Origin of the sequence: Candidatus Brocadia sinica JPN1 (assembly GCF_000949635.1) — a bacterium.
Classification (GTDB): domain Bacteria; phylum Planctomycetota; class Brocadiia; order Brocadiales; family Brocadiaceae; genus Brocadia; species Brocadia sinica.
On the sequence record NZ_BAFN01000001.1, the window covers coordinates 738,661 to 753,803 of the forward strand.

Below are 15,143 nucleotides of genomic sequence, written 5' to 3' on the forward strand. Positions count from 1 at the left end.
CTGCCGATGACTTCCGATTCTTCGGTACTGAGGATTTCTTGTTTCGGTGAGAGGACTCACCGAAACATCCAACATTATTAAGTAATTCATAGGATTATTCATCTGATAATGGTTGATTTCCCACGCCAAAAATTGTTCTCAATACCCCCACTGCTTGTTCCCAAACCATGTCCTCATGAAACCTGCCCTCACGGAAGTGGGGAATGAGGAAGGAGTTTTGGAGCGAGCAGTTGAACAACCTCCTGACCCCCTTTGATAAGGGGGAATTTGCCTATTCCGTAAAGCTTATATCATATTTCTCACACCCTCCTGAAGAACAAATTTGAAAGCGCAACGAATCAGGAATAGTATTTGCTCTTAATATAAAATTAGAGATCAATTAATTTTACATAAAGAATAAATATGGAGCTAATATGCCTGATATTTATGACTTATCTTATCCGGAGACGATTTTTGCTTGATAAATAAAAAGGCGAATGGCTCATGTAATATTGAGTATTTGTCTAAAAATTCAGCACAAAAAAGGAGGTATCCAAAAAACAAACAAATTTTTGGTTTTCTTGTTTTCGTGGCGGAATAACAACGGAGGGAAGGCAATGTCTCAGTCGTTCACATTTTAATTCAATGACATTGCCACCAGGGGATTGGGAACATTTATTGATAGGTTCGTGCAGCCAGAAGTTTCCGTATTACCTCCCCTTGATGGGGGGAGATCAAGAATGAGTGTGAACTATTATAACTTTTCAAAAATAAACATGAATATGAACAATACATCTGAACACAAAATAAACGTTCTCATTATAGACGATGAAGTAGATGTGGGTTATATGATTTCACATATCTTAAATCAGGCAGGATACACCACGTATACTGCAACTGACGGGAATAAAGGGATTACCATATTTAACGAGAAATGTCCTGATGCTGTCATTTTAGATCTCCGTATGCCATGCATGAACGGCATGGATGTTTTAAGGCAAATTAAACATGTCAATGATAGTGTTCCTGTCATAATAATTACAGCCTATGGAGAAATACAGTCGGCTGTCGAGGCAATTAAATTTGGCGCTTATGATTTTTTAAAAAAACCTTTCGCTAATGATGAGCTTGTTTTGGCGGTAAAGAGGGCAGTCGAAGAAAAGGCAATGCGTAATGAGATTCAGAAGCTTAAGACACAACTGGGTGTGACCATGCCGTTAATTGAACAGATGGGTTCCAGCGCTGAAATTGCAAGATTAAACGCACAGATAGAGTGTGTTGCCCCTACAAACTTTACGGTTGTTATTTATGGTGAGACAGGTTCAGGCAAAGAATTAGTGGCACGGGGTATCCATAATAGAAGTTCCAGGAAAGACAAATCCTTTGTGGTAGTAGATTGCGGTTCGATCCCGGAAACGTTGATTGAAAGTGAACTTTTCGGATATGAGAAAGGAACCTTTACTGGTGCGGATCAAAAAAAGATCGGACAATTTGAAATGGCTTCCGGCGGTACTCTATTTCTCGATGAGATTGGAAATTTACCGAGGTCTATGCAGGGTAAATTGCTGAGAGTGCTTCAGGAACGGCGAATCCGGCGTTTAGGAAGTAGTAAGGAAATCGAGGTTGATGTACGTGTTGTTGTGGCTGGAAATGAACGCCTGGAGACTTTGGTAAACGCCGGGCATTTTCGAATGGACTTGTATCAAAGGTTGAACGAATTTTGTATTGAGATACCACCATTGCGACAACGCAAGGAAGATATCATATATCTCTCTCAGAGATTCCTGGATATAACCAACGGAGAATTAAAAAAGAATATTCAGGAAATTGCAAAAGATGCATTGGAAAAGCTGCTGACATACGATTGGCCAGGTAATGTGAGAGAACTGAAAAATGTCATCAAACGTGCAGTCTTATTAGCCTCGGATATTATTGAAACGAAACATCTTCTGATAAATGAATTGGAGCATAAAAAAAAGCCTGGTTACATGATGGAACAGACAACGAGCATAGTGCATGGGGCAACAAGACATACAATTTCCCTGGATTTTGATATAAATAATGGTAAAGATATTTCACTTCATAATAGTGTGTCCAGGTGCATTGAGAGTGCTGAAATAATAATGATTACAGATGCCTTAAAACATACCAATGGAAACAAGAGCCGGGCAGCAAAGATACTCAAGATTGACAACAAGACTTTGCACTACAAGATCAAGAAATATGGTATTACGGTACAGCCGATGATAGAAGTTGCCCATCCGATACCATCGGTATCCTGCATAGATTAAATTAGGCATTCTGCAACTTTTATAACAGCGTAGTGGCAAGGCGCGCCTTGCCACTACTGTTGGTTTGAATTTCCTTTCATTGATCCTCTAGTAAAAAGCGCCACTATATTCCGGCGCAGCAGACCTGCAATCAAATAACAAATAAATTCTTAAACAACTCGCCTGTAAAAATTTCGTAAAAATTTAGTATTTTGAAGGATTTTTCCCCTTTAATCCCCCGTAAACGGGGGAGACTCGTTTCCCTCTCTGTTTACGGAGAGGGTTAGGGTGGGGGTGGGGGTGGGGGTGGGGGTGTGGGGGGTGGTACGGGAGCATTCCCGATTTTTGTACTAGTTAACCGCAGAGGGGTGCTGAGAACGCAGAGAATAAGGCATAAGGGGCATATGCGCGTTAACTCTGACAGGGTTTAAAACCCTGTCAGAGTTTTCATGCCCCCCCTTGCTCCTTATACCCTCCCTGCCTTCTTTGCAGTAATTCGCGCATTGTCTTTTTTACTCTTGCCGGGACATGTAGCACGACATTTATGCCGATGTCCTGCGAACTGAAGTTTGCGCTACACAGGCTGTAAAACTTAATTTTTTAGCTGCTCGCTCCCAAACTCCTTCCTCATTCCCCACTTCCGTGAGGACAGGTTTCATGAGGACATGGTTTGGAAACAAGCGGTGGCGGTTTATTTAAAGACAATTTTCAAACGGCTAAATTGTTACCAAAATTTCTTATCTGGCTAAGAACGTAGATCATTTAAAGTTCTGCTGTGTATGGAATCTGTATCAAAAACTATGGCAATTGTGCTATGGAATCTTTTCATACAAAGTATGTTTACTAAATCAAGAGTTTTGCATTCAAAAATATAAAGCCTTTTAATTCTTTGCCCCCCACAAGGTTAAAACTTGTTTGATAATATTTATGGATAATGCATAACAAGGCATGGTTTTCGTAATAATGCCGTAAGAGAATAATTATTAACTGAACAGGATTAGGGTTTAAATAATAAAAAAATGTTTTAAATTACAAATCGGGAGGGTATGTATGGTTACAAAAGTAGTGAAAAGTAATCCATTTAATGAGACCGTAAGTTATTTAAGGCCAGGTGATGGGTTTGTGGTTACTCCATATATAAAGGGAGGAAAAAAATAATGTGTATGGTAAACGAATTAAAAATTAACTATACAAGAAATAATCAGAAAAAACGAGATAAATTGATTATAAAACACCTTCCACTGGTCAAGTATGTAGTGTCTAAAATTATAAATTATTTACCCTCGTTTGTAGACCAGGAAGACCTTATAGAGTACGGTATTGTTGGTTTGATAAAAGCGGCAGAAAAATATGATACAAGGAGAAACACAAAATTTAAATCATATGCTATGTATCGTATTCGTGGCTCAATTTTAGATTACCTGAGATCGCAGGAATGGATGCCTCGTACATTGCGTGAAAAAGCAAAGATGGTAAAAGATACATGCATTTCATTGGAGCAAAAACTCAGCAGGCCACCACAAACTGACGAGATTGCAAAGGCATTAAACATTGACCCTGCTGCGTTAAATAAATTGTTAGCAAACATCCATTTTAGTACATTATTTTCTTTGGAAGGGTTTTGTCAAAAAACAGAAGATACTATGGAAGAGAATAGGAATCAAGAAATAAGAGATACTAAGTCCACTGATCCGTTAAGCGAGTTACAGACAAAGGAAGAAATTTCTTTATTGGCACAGGCCATTGATGAACTACCAAAAAAAGAAAGACTGGTAATTACCTTATATTATTATGAAGGTTTATTACTGAGGGAAATAAGTCGATCACTGGGCATCTCAGAATCAAGAGTATCGCAACTCCACCATCATGCTTTATTTTTACTTCGAATGAAAATGAGGAAGTCAGCATTGAACAATTGATAAATGATGTATCATTCAGCAAAAGTCGGGTTCTAGCATTCTGCGTATGGGTAAAGAATTTATCCGCATCAAACACACCCCTTAAATCCCCAGAGGTAGGTCAACCGTCCCCGGTTGACATCATAATGACAAGCGGGGACGCTTGTCCTACCGATAGAGTGGACTTTTGCTCTTCCCTCGGAAGAGAGTGCCGGAAGTGTGTTTTCATTCAGGAAATGCTGCAATGCAAAGAATTCAAAGGTTACAGAGAATAGTTAAGACCTTCGGTGCTAAAGGTATTTTACCAGTTATGGAGTCAAAATTTAATAGATCACTTTCAAAAAAGGCATTGATCGGAATTGTCTTCATTCTCCTTCCTGTCGTGATTACATTCTTTTTGAGCTTCCATAAAAACAGATGGCATATAAAAGAACTTATCTTTAACGATATAACAGCCATTGCAGAGGCTTACGAGGGCCATGTCTATCAATTCCTGGAGATATCGAAGCGACGTGTCCAGGATTTTGCCAGTGATGGCTTTATAAGACATCAGCTTTTAAAAATAAATCGTAGCCGTGACAAAAGAATTGCAACTATGTCCCTGAATAAATACCTCGCCAAGGACAAAATCATTCTTGACAAGAGCATAAAGACTATCCATGTCCTTTCTCCGGAAGGACGGGTTGTCGCTTCTACAAACATCCCTGAAATTGGAATGGATTTATCCAACGAAGCATTTTTTATAAAAGGGAGTGACGTCATTAAGGTTGTAGAATGCTACTTTGGGTATACGAAACAGCCTGGAATTGCAATTTCAGCTCCTATTTTTAGTAAAGTGATGAGAAGACCCATCGGTGTGATTGTTAACTATATTCAACTCTCAGAGATCAATAAAGTACTGGCCGGAGAATCTATCAGGGAACTGGGGGCAATCTCCTGGAACAGAGGGAGAGCAAAAAGCATGGAGGTCTATCTGGTCAATCAAGAGAAACGTATGATTACCGAGTCCAGATTCGTGAAAAATGCTGTTTTGAAGCAGGTAGTCAACACATTGCCGGTTGAGTTAAGCTTAACATCACAGAAAGAAATGGTTGGACTTTATAAGGATTACCGGGATAGAGAGGTTGCTGGCGCATCAATGTATATTCCGTCATTAAAATGGGTACTCCTGGTTGAGGTTGACAAAAACGATGTGATGGCTCCTCTAAAATATATGCTCGTAAACGCGATGATAACTGTTTATATAGTAATTGCACTAATCTTCACATTGTTCGTTATTTTTGTAAAAAGGGTGGTGCAACCTCTTCGCATTATATCTGATGCTGCTAAGGATATTGCCAGTGGAAATTATGATGTTGTCATCCCAGTTCAAACGCGTGACGAAATCGGGATGCTTTGTAACTCCTTTAATAATATGTCCCATGATATTAAAACCAGAACATTATTGCTTACAAGGAGTGATGCCCGCCTTGCCGAGGCTCAGCGAATTGCTCATATTGGAAGCTGGGAGTGGGATATTGTAAAAAATGAATTGTGCTGGTCCGATGAGATCTATCGTATCTTTGGACTTTCACCCCGGGAATTTAATGCAACCTATGAAGCGTTTTTAGATTGCGTTCATCCTGACGATAGGGACTTTGTAAAAAAATCCATTAATGAAGCTTTGTACAAGAATACGTATTACGATATTGATCATCGGATACTTCTTAAGGATGGAACAGTCCGAATTGTTTATGCAAAAGGAGAGATTTTCATTGATGATACAGGAAGGGCTATTCGAATGGTGGGAACGGTTCAGGATATTACCGAGCGCAAACGGATGGAGGATCAGATGAGAAAATTATCTTACGCCATTGAACAAAGTACAATCGCAATTGTTATTACCGATACAAACGGCAACATTCAATATGTAAATCCAAAATTCACACAATTAACAGGTTATACCTCAGAAGAGGTAATGGGGAAAAACCCGTGTATCTTAAAATCAGGGAAAACACCACCCGAGGTATACACGCGGTTATGGAACACGATTACCGCTGGTGGTGAATGGCAGGGAGAATTTTGCAATAAGAAGAAAAACGGTGAATTTTATTGGGAGCAGGAACGTGTTTCTTCGATAAAAAACCAGGAAGAGGTTATTACCAATTTTATTGCATTTAAGGAGGACATTACCTTGGTCAAGCAGGCAGAAGAGGAGCAGACAAAATTGAGAGAACGGCTTGAACGTGCTTCCAGATTAGAATCCATTGGCAAGCTTGCCGGGGGTATTGCCCATGATTTTAACAATATCCTCACCGTAATAATAGGATATGGAAACTTATTAAACAAGGAAACAAAAAAGGGCAACCCATCAATGGAATACGTTAAAAAGATACTTACCTCAGCAGAGAGGGCAGCCCAACTAACCCAGGGTCTTCTTGCTTTTAGTAGAAAACAGATAATCAACCAAAGGCCAGTAAACGTAAACGAGTTCGTAAAAAAGTCTGAGAGCCTTTTGTCGCGGCTTATTGGCGAAGATATAGAACTCAAGACGATACTGATGAACAGAGACGGTATTGTGATGGCAGATAGCGGTCAGATGGAGCAGGTATTGATGAATCTCACCACAAATGCAAGGGATGCCATGCCTGAGGGAGGAGATATCATCATACGTACAGAAATAGTGGAATTGGGCAATGAATATATAAAGGCACATGGTTATGGTCTGATAGGGAAGTACGTTCTTTTGTCTTTTTCAGATACGGGTGTAGGTATGGATGAAGAAACGAAAAAAAGGATATTCGAGCCGTTCTTCACGACCAAGAAGGTAGGAAAGGGTACCGGGCTTGGCCTTGCGATTGTATATGGGATAGTGAAACAACACAACGGATACATAAATGTCTATAGTGAAACTGACAAAGGCACAACATTGAAGATATATTTACCACTGGTTGAGTCAATGGCTGACAAGTTAAAACCAGACACGAGTGCACCCGTTACCCTTGACGGCACAGAGACAATACTGTTGGCAGAGGATGAAGAGGAGGTAAGAACTCTTGGGAAAAAAGTGCTTGAAAGATTTGGTTACAAAGCCATAGAAGCAGCAGATGGAGAAGAGGCGATACAGAAGTTTATGGAAAATAAAGACGATATCAATCTTCTTGTCTTTGATGTGCTCATGCCGAAAAAAAGCGGCAAAGAGGCATATGATGCAATAAGGAAGATAAGACCAGATATGAAAGTCCTTTTTATGAGCGGTTATAGTGAAGATATTATCCATAAAAAAGGCATTCCTTTTAAAGGAGGATTAAACTTTGTTTCAAAACCTATTTCCCCCAAGAGGTTTTTGGTGAGGGTGAGAATGGTGCTGGATAATGCTCTTTCTGCAACATACAAATTGCCTGAAAAATACTTAGAGAATAAAGAGAAGAGCCAGGTAAATGTTATCTCCTGATATGAAACAACTGGGGTTATTGTCATTAAATACTTTATATCTGATTTGTCTTCACAAATGAGTCAAGTTTTAGATGTACGATATACGATGCATGAGAATGGCTGAGTGGTTATATGGCTGGATAGTTTTTTAACCATTTAATGTCAAAGAAATTCAAAGTCGCCGATGACTTAATTAACGACGGAAGCCTAATACAATGAACAATAATGAGAAATATATTCTTGTTGTTGACGATGATTTAATTGTACTTGACTCTATTTCAATGTTACTTCGTGACAGTGGTTTTACGGTTTTTGCAAGTGGGCATGCGGCTGATGCCATGCTCAAATTACGGGAAAACAACATTGATGTTGTATTAACGGATATTACGATGCCAGAAGTTACCGGAATAGAATTTCTTGAAAAGATTCACAATTATAGTGAGGAAATACCGGTAATTCTGATGACTGCATATGCGGAATTAGACACGGCAATTGATGCGATAAAAAAAAGCGCCTTTGATTTTATAATCAAACCATTTAAAGCCCAGGATCTCCTCCAACGCATAGAAAGGGCGGTTGAATTTGGCAGACTCAGACAACTGGAAAAGGACTATAAATATGTGCTAGAAAATATGGTATACAAAAGAACACAGGAATTAGCTGAAGCACTGGCGTCGGTTAAGAAAACGAGCAATGAGATGATACAACGTTTAGCGACAGCAGCTGAATTCAAGGATCCTGAGACAGGCGCCCATATTTTAAGGATGAGCCTTTATCCACAATTGATTGCACAGATCTTGAATATGCCGATTGATTTTATTGAAACAATAAAATTTGCAAGTCCTATGCATGATATCGGCAAGATAGGGATACCTGATAGCATCCTTTTAAAGCCGGGATCTCTTACAATTCATGAATTTGAAATCATGAAAACACATACTATTATTGGTGAGAACTTGCTCTCTGGTTCGTTACATTACAATATACAAATGTCAGCATCTATTGCCTTAAATCATCACGAGCGATGGGATGGCACAGGATATCCACGCGGTTTGAAAGGAGAAGATATACCAGTTGAAGGCAGAATAGTAATGCTCTGTGACAGGTATGACGCCTTAAGAAGTGAAAGACCATACAAACCACCTTTAAGCCACAAAGAGGTCTTCGAAATAATAACAAAAGGTGACGAAAAAACAAAACCGGAACACTTTGATCCAAAAATATTAGGGATATTTATCGAAGTCGCTCCGAAATTTGAAGAAATATACAATGTACATGAAAATCTGTATTCAAATACCATAAAAAGTAGGATCATGGCTTTTGAGGACGCATTATGAGGTGCATGGTCATAAGCAAGGTCACTGAAGGCCTGATTTAATGGTAAGGAGATTCAATTACAGTTCTCCCACTGAGAGCCTTCCCTTGTGTCCCTTCTGGGGACACAGTGGAAGGAGTGTGTAAAAATGTCTCTAACACACCCTGAAAAAGAGATTGCCCAATGAGCAGATTATGCATATTTTTTGTATTAATTATAGCCATGACAGAGGTATGGATACGTACGAAAGCTGGGTTTGGGATGGATGATACCTCTTCAGATGGTCTGGCATGGTATTTTGATAACAGCGTTAAATCGATATTTACAACAAATGGACGCGCCGTAAATATTCCGGCTCAGTCAAATCGGTTGGATGAAGGCTGTCGCTCTAAACTTGTTTGTTCAAGCGGTTCAAACGGTTTAATTACACCGGTATCCGACGCTGCGTATACCGCCTATGGTAAATTGCCTCTCTATTTCATACAGAATGACGGGCAGATGGATGAACGGGTAAAGTTCTATGAAAAGGGAAGCGGACACACTATGTATTTTACCGAAGAGGGCGTGTATGTGATGCTAATAGCAGCAAACCCCAGCATCAGCCCGGATGAACGCAGTCCGGATGAGATCTGTCCCGATTTTATTGGACAGGCAGGACGTACCCAACTATCCGGTTTAAACAGCTTAAACAGATCAAACAACAAATCTGCTTTGTCACCGCAAACCCTTGAGATGCCAGACACGTCTTGTTCAGATTCCGTCCCAAAACACGGACAAACAGAATTCGTCCGGGCCACCCAATCCCCGGCACCGAACACCGCAATTATAAGCCTCAGTTTCATCGGCGCTAATAAACACCCCAAAATCGTTGCCGAAGGATTGCAAAAGGGAAAGATCAACTATTTTATCGGCAATAATCCGGAAGAATGGCGAACCAATATCCCCACTTATAGCGCAGTCGTTTACAAGGAAATCTATGACGGCATTGACATAAAATTCTACGGCAACAACCGCCATCTCGAATACGACATTATTGTAAGACCCGGAGCAGACCCCTCACAGGTCAGGTTTGCGTATAAAGGGGGAGAAGACATGCGGGTAAACGAGAATGGGGACATGGAGATAATCGTAAGGAACAGTTCAAATGGTTTAAATGGTTTGAACTGTTTAAATGCCTTAAATACCGAAGAAAAAATCATCCAGAAACGCCCATACGTGTATCAGGAGATAGATGGAGAGAGGGTTGAAATAGAGGGAAGGTTTAGGGTTTTGAGTTTAGATGGTAAATTCATCCACGGTTTTCACGTTACCTCCTACGATACAGCCCATACCCTCATTATTGACCCCATCCTCGAATATTCTACCTACATCGGGGGGAATGTTTCTGACTTGAGCTATGCAATTGCCGTGGATAGCTCCGGCTCCGCATATATCACCGGGTATACCCAATCCAGTAATTTTCCTGTCGTGGGGACAATAACTGGTTATGCTACAAATACAGATACCTTCGTCACCAAGATTGGCACAGAGACGCCCATAACGCTTGCCTACTCCACCTACATCGGGGGAAGCAATATTGATTACGGCATTGGGATCGCTGTGGATGGCTCCGCCTCTGCTTACATCACCGGGTATACCTACTCCAGCAACTTTCCTCGTGTGGGGACATCAACGGGATTTGCAGGAGGTAGTTATGATGCCTTTGTCACCAGGCTTGGTGTATCGGGTGATACCCTCGAATACTCCTCCTTCATCGGGGGAAATGGTGATGATCTTGGCCAAGGAATCGCCGTGGATAGCTCCGGTTCTGCATATGTCGTAGGATATACCACATCCGCTAACTTTCCCCGCGTGGGGACATCAACCGCCAAAAAATCTGGTGAAGACGTCTTTGTCACCAGGCTCGGCACAGGGACTCCCCTTGCGCTTATCTACTCCACCTACATCGGGGGAAGTGGTAATGAACATGGACGAGGAATCGCCATGGACGGCTCCGGCTCTGCATATATAACCGGGTATACTGCATCCTCCGACTTTCCCGTCGTAGGGACATCAACGTCAAAAAAATCTGGAGAAGATGCCTTTGTCACCAAACTCGGCACAGGGACTCCCCTTGCGCTTATTTATTCCACTTACATCGGGGGAAGTGATAATGATTATGGACGAGGAATTGCTGTGGACGGCTCCGGCTCTGCGTATATTACCGGATATACCCAATCTAACAACTTTCCCCGCGTGGGGACAACGACTGGTTATGCTACAAATACTGATGCCTTTGTCACCAAACTCAGTACAGAGACACCCCTTGCGCTTATCTACTCTACTTACATTGGTGGAAGTAGTAGTGATGCCAGCCTTGGAATTGCCGTGGATAGCTTCAACTCTGCCTATATCACCGGGTATACCCAATCCAGCGATTTTCCCATCGTGGGGACAACTACAAGCAACGCCGGAGGTAGTTATGATGCCTTTGTCACAAAGCTCGGCACAGAGACGCCCCTTGCACTTATCTACTCCACTTACATCGGGGGAAGTGGTAGTGATGTTGTACTTGGAATCGCCGTAAACGGTTCCGGTTCTGCCTATATCACCGGATATACCGACTCCAACGACTTTCCCCGTGTGGGGACAACAACGGGACATGCCGGAGGTAGTTATGATGCCTTTATCACTAAACTTGCCTTTACGCCTGGGGTAACGACGGGAGCGGCTTCCGGTGTAACGACCGGCGATACAACGCTCTCTGGTGTGTTTAACGGCTTTGGACTGTCTACCACGGCATTCTTCCAGTATGGCATAGCGAGCGGTGTCTACACCGGCACGTCATCAACTTCCAGCCTCACGGGCAGTGAGGGTGATGTAACCGAGAAAACCGCTATCAGCGGTTTATCCGCTGGCACAACCTACTACTACCGCGCTGTTGCAAATAACGTTGCAGGGACGTCTGCCGGCAGCGAGGAGTCGTTTACCACAACCTCTTTGTCCGGCGGCGGAGGCGGAGAGACTGAAAAGCTTACCATCACTTCCACAAACCCCTCCAATGGTGCGACCGGCGTATCAGTGACGACGTCGGTATCCGCCACCTTTAACATGTACGTAAATGGCTCTACCGTTACTACAGAGACCTTCAAACTGAGCAGTGAAAGCGGAGAAGTAGGCGGTTATGTGGCAACGAACGGCAAAACGATTACCTTCATCCCGTCTGAAATCCTTTCGTATAATACAGAATATACGGCACGGGTTACCAAAAAAATCCAGGCGGCAAATTTTGCGGGCACAACGATGGAGTCGGATTATACGTGGAGCTTTACCACGGAAAGTGAATATGCCGTTACACCAACGCCCGTACCCTCGCCGGTGGTTTCACCCATGCCGTCACCGGTAGCTTCACCCGCACCGTCACCCATAGCTTCGCCAATGTTTACACCACCGCAGACCGGCAGAATTGCGGGGCAGGTAACTGACGCTATTACCGATACCGGTATCAACGGCGCTACGGTATCCCTTGATACAGGCGAACAGGCCGTCACCGGGACACGGCAGGGTCAAAATGGCGCCTATGAGTTCACGAATGTGGCCGCAGGAGAACACACAGTGACTGCCTCGTCAACGGGATATATTCAGGGTGCAAAGGCCGTTCTGGTAACTGCCGGCGGCACAGCAGATGGAAGGATTGCATTGGCGCCACTACCACCGACACCTTCACCGGTGACTTCACCAACGCCAGCACCTGAATTATGCGAGGCGACAAAATTAGATGCTGAACCGGAAGTCCTGAAGCTCAGGCAAAACAGGAAAAAGCGGAGTGGCGTTGTAACGGTAACGGTGACAGGTGAAGAAGATTGCCCGTCTGCTAAGGTGGAAATAACGGCAGTGATCGCGAAGGGTAAGCAGCGTGTATCAGTCTCACCGTCAAAGGCTTTTACGGATGCCAACGGTCGAGCAAAGTTTACCATCAAAGCGAAAAAGGGAACCACTGGTAAAGCAAAGGTCAGATTTGAGGCGGGCGGCTTGAAGGATACGGTGACCGTGGTGGTAAGAAAGTAGAAAGGCCGTGCAGTGTGATAATGGTTACTATTGGGATATAGCATAGTGGCAAGTTTGAAATTAACCCTGTCAGGGTTGACTCACAAATTTCGTGCTATAGTAAAAATTTGTAATCTTTCGCTGGTTCAGTCGTCCCCGATCGAACCAAAACGTTTGGTATTGTTTATTGTTTGCGGTCTGTAACAGATTAACGCCAATCAATCGGTTCAAACTATCTGGTCCAATCTGCAAGATTGAACCGGCCTGTAGAGCGAAGCGATGCTTCGCTCTACATATATTGCATTGCTGTTGCGCACAGAAAGACTTTTTGAACAGCCCCCGCCCTGTGAAATTTACACCCTAACCCGTGGAAATGATACCATAGAATCATTTCCTTCCGGGATATATTAAACATCCGGTATTTTTACATAGCCGGAAGAAGATTGATTTCAACATCCTGTTTTTTCAAGAGATATAACTTATTCAAAAAAATCTTTTTATTAAATGTACGAGGCATAACTTTTGTTATCACATATGATTTAAATTAATCCTTCGTTGGTTCAATCGTTCCCGATTGGCGTGCCCAGCGAAAGGTAGCGCCTTCTAATGGGTAAGAGTACCGTCATGGACATAAGACAGAACTAGATCGTTGGCTATAAGTCATTATTACGTATGGTGGGTAACAAAGGAGAACTAATCAGTCCTATCACCTTTCTTGGCATTGCCGAGCACTGCAGTTTCATCAGGGAAATTGACCGTTGGATAGCACGCCGGGCTATCCACTTCGCTACAGAGCAACGACTTACCGAGAGAGGATTATTTCTCGAGGTCAATCTCTCCGACAGATCACTGACAGACCCGAAATTGTTGCCGCTGATCAAACGGACGTTTGCCGAAACTGCGATTAATCCACAAAGCCTGGTATTTGAAATCACAGAAACTGCCATTATCGAGAGCATATCAGTAGCACAACGTTTCATTGCCAATCTTAAAGCAATGGGCTGTTATTTTGCCCTCGATGATTTTGGTATCGGTTTTTCCTCATTCAGCATTTTGAAAAATTTAATTAATGTGATATCCCATGAATAAGAAAATTATATCTGTATTTTCGCAGAATCTTACAATGTATTTTAAAAATAAAATTACACACGACGGCGAAAGGATTATTCAACGTCTTTCGTTATTCATGATTGTGGTTGCTTCAGGTTTATGTGTTTCAATCCCCTTTTTTCCGTGTGTGAAAATTGAAAGGATTAATAGTTTTGCAAGACTTGAAAGTCCCGGATACATGCAGGACATTGAGCAACTCTGCCACACCGATGTAGATGAAAGACGGTGGGAATACATAGTCATCCATCATAGCGCTACTGAAAAGGGGAATGCGGCCCGGTTCGATTATTATCACCGGAAAGTGAAAAAATGGGAATATGGCCTCGCTTATCATTTTGTGATTGGGAATGGAACATTTTCGCGGGATGGTGAAATTGAGGTTGGTGAGCGATGGAAAAAGCAAATTCACGGTGCTCATACGGCAAACATGAACTGTAATCGTGTGGCAATAGGAATTTGTCTGGTCGGTGATTTTGAAAATGGCGGTCCCCCATCTGAAAATCAACTCGAATCACTTGTCAGACTTATTCAATATCTTTCAAGAAAATATCATATCTCTTCATCTAATGTATTACAACATAAGCAGGTACATCAGAGATGCACAGCTTGTCCTGGAAAATATTTCCCATTTGCAGAACTGAAAACAAGGTTGATGCAAATTGCGACAAAAGAACGGAATCACATCCAAGAATTATAAAATTTTCAATGTCAAGAGTAAAATTAAAACAGAAGGCAAAATGTTTTACACTTGATGTCAAACAAAATGCATAAAATTATTAAATCATTTTTCAGGCTAAAAAATTTGCGGAAAAAAATACATTTAAGAGACATAAGAAATTATGGTATATTGTCAAAAAGTGTGCCATAAGTAAGAATAAATGGTTCATTGCATGAATTTCATCAGAAAATATTTGTATATCGGTTATTACGAGAGGTGAAAATGTGCAGTCAACTCTTAGGAGAATAAGAAAAAAGTGTGACATGACACAGAAGTGTGACGCCACACAAGTGTGTCATGACACACTTGTGAATGACGATCGATTTAAAAAAAGAGAAAGATTACTTGGGTATAATAGATACAAGGCAAGTAACCAAAAGATTAGTAGATGATGAACGGTATCAGATACCACT

The 15,143-nt window shown here is 41.8% G+C and carries 7 protein-coding genes; all 7 read left to right on the plus strand.

The window, feature by feature from the left end; all coding sequences use genetic code 11:
* Positions 1–719 precede the first annotated feature (719 nt).
* The 7 genes from BROSI_RS03365 to BROSI_RS03395 all read left to right on the plus strand — a co-directional run bounded on the left by BROSI_RS03365 (position 720) and on the right by BROSI_RS03395 (position 14,709).
* Positions 720–2,270, plus strand: coding sequence for a sigma-54-dependent transcriptional regulator (locus BROSI_RS03365; RefSeq protein ID WP_230400632.1), 1,551 nt, complete (start codon positions 720–722; stop codon positions 2,268–2,270).
* 1,142 nt (positions 2,271–3,412) lie between these two features.
* Entirely contained in the window at positions 3,413–4,168 is a 756-nt protein-coding gene (locus BROSI_RS03370; RefSeq protein ID WP_157842350.1) for a sigma-70 family RNA polymerase sigma factor, read from the plus strand.
* Between the two features lie 223 nt (positions 4,169–4,391).
* Complete coding sequence (locus BROSI_RS03375; RefSeq protein WP_052562328.1) at positions 4,392–7,580, plus strand: PAS domain S-box protein; 3,189 nt, start codon at positions 4,392–4,394, stop codon at positions 7,578–7,580.
* Positions 7,581–7,776: 196 nt separating this feature from the next.
* Positions 7,777–8,898 carry an HD domain-containing phosphohydrolase gene (locus tag BROSI_RS03380; RefSeq protein WP_052562329.1) on the plus strand — a complete coding sequence of 374 codons (1,122 nt, stop codon included), beginning with the start codon at positions 7,777–7,779 and terminating at the stop codon, positions 8,896–8,898.
* 161 nt (positions 8,899–9,059) lie between these two features.
* Entirely contained in the window at positions 9,060–12,923 is a 3,864-nt protein-coding gene (locus BROSI_RS03385; RefSeq protein WP_052562330.1) for a DUF7948 domain-containing protein, read from the plus strand.
* A 624-nt stretch (positions 12,924–13,547) separates the two neighbouring features.
* On the plus strand, positions 13,548–13,991 hold the full coding sequence (locus BROSI_RS03390; protein WP_261338886.1) for an EAL domain-containing protein: 444 nt from the start codon (positions 13,548–13,550) through the stop codon (positions 13,989–13,991).
* Complete coding sequence (locus BROSI_RS03395) at positions 13,984–14,709, plus strand: peptidoglycan recognition protein family protein (RefSeq protein WP_052562332.1); 726 nt, start codon at positions 13,984–13,986, stop codon at positions 14,707–14,709. Before BROSI_RS03390 ends, BROSI_RS03395 begins: the two co-directional genes overlap by 8 nt.
* Positions 14,710–15,143: the final 434 nt, after the last annotated feature.

What these genes read in the sequence shown, in the direction of transcription:
- BROSI_RS03365 (WP_230400632.1), top strand. Translation starts at nt 720, where the DNA reads ATGAGTGTGAACTATTATAACTTTTCAAAAATAAACATGAATATGAAC.
- BROSI_RS03370 (WP_157842350.1), top strand. Translation starts at nt 3,413, where the DNA reads ATGGTAAACGAATTAAAAATTAACTATACAAGAAATAATCAGAAAAAA.
- BROSI_RS03395 (WP_052562332.1), top strand. Translation starts at nt 13,984, where the DNA reads ATGAATAAGAAAATTATATCTGTATTTTCGCAGAATCTTACAATGTAT.
- BROSI_RS03375 (WP_052562328.1), top strand. Translation starts at nt 4,392, where the DNA reads ATGCAAAGAATTCAAAGGTTACAGAGAATAGTTAAGACCTTCGGTGCT.
- BROSI_RS03385 (WP_052562330.1), top strand. Translation starts at nt 9,060, where the DNA reads ATGAGCAGATTATGCATATTTTTTGTATTAATTATAGCCATGACAGAG.
- BROSI_RS03380 (WP_052562329.1), top strand. Translation starts at nt 7,777, where the DNA reads ATGAACAATAATGAGAAATATATTCTTGTTGTTGACGATGATTTAATT.